The organism is Paenibacillus sp. 598K (assembly GCF_003851045.1).
Taxonomy (GTDB): Bacteria; Bacillota; Bacilli; order Paenibacillales; family Paenibacillaceae; genus Paenibacillus_D.
Genome location: NZ_BFBX01000397.1, coordinates 837 through 1060 on the forward strand (window position 1 = coordinate 837; position 224 = coordinate 1060).

The window sequence follows — 224 nt, forward strand, 5'->3', positions numbered from 1 at the left end:
CCAGGGGCACTCCCCGGTCTCGCCTTGTCTTTGCCTACTCCTGCTCACTGCTCATTCACGTACTCCTGATGCACTCACTGCTCATGCCGGCACTGCTCACTACTCACGCCTCGCCCTGACTCTCGCCCGTGTCGCCCTCCCAGATCTGGCGGAATAGCGGACTCGTCTGCAGCAGCTCCTCTGCCGTGCCTTGCGCCTCGACGACGCCATCCTTCATGACGAGG